General features: G+C 36.8%; 1 pseudogene. It reads left to right on the plus strand.

What is annotated here, in order from left to right:
- Positions 1-375 precede the first annotated feature (375 nt).
- Positions 376-593: pseudogene (locus tag IQR33_RS04065) on the plus strand (globin); the annotation flags it as partial.

Here is a 593-nt window from a genome sequence, read left to right on the forward strand (position 1 = left end):
ATTGATAGAAGACGCCGACAAACGCAGTGCTTCTTTGATTATCGCCATGTCTTCTTGAGAAACGCGCTTGGTTTCATCATATTTTTTTGCAGTGTAACGGCTATTTAGATCGGTAATGATTTGATGGGACACGTTTATATCCTCTTTATGTGATGACAGATGAGGATGCACTAGCATCGACAACCATGCGTACCTCGAATATGGGTTCATGATAATGGATATTTTTTCATTGATAAGAGGGTGTTTATTTAAATCACTTTTTACTTTTTGTTGAAAATCGATGTGGGTTGATCGGTTTGAAACTTAAAAGTCCTTATTTGGAAGCTTTTATTTGATATTAAATTAAACTCATATTAAGGCGTAGGGGAAAGCAACATGAACGTGATTGAAGTTTTTAATGATAGCTATGAACGTTGTACTTCAGATCAGGAGTTTTTCGACTTGTTCTACAAAAATTTATGGTCGAAAAGTGCCAACTTTAGACAGAAGTTTGACGGTATAGACATGCACCAACAAGTGAGAATGCTTAGAGGGTCTATCGTATTTTTTATGATGGCAGATACCTCGACCGAAGCGCACAAAATGGTGGAAAA

It is taken from the genome of Vibrio sp. OPT46 (genome assembly GCF_015163535.1).
GTDB lineage: Bacteria > Pseudomonadota > Gammaproteobacteria > Enterobacterales > Vibrionaceae > Vibrio > Vibrio alginolyticus.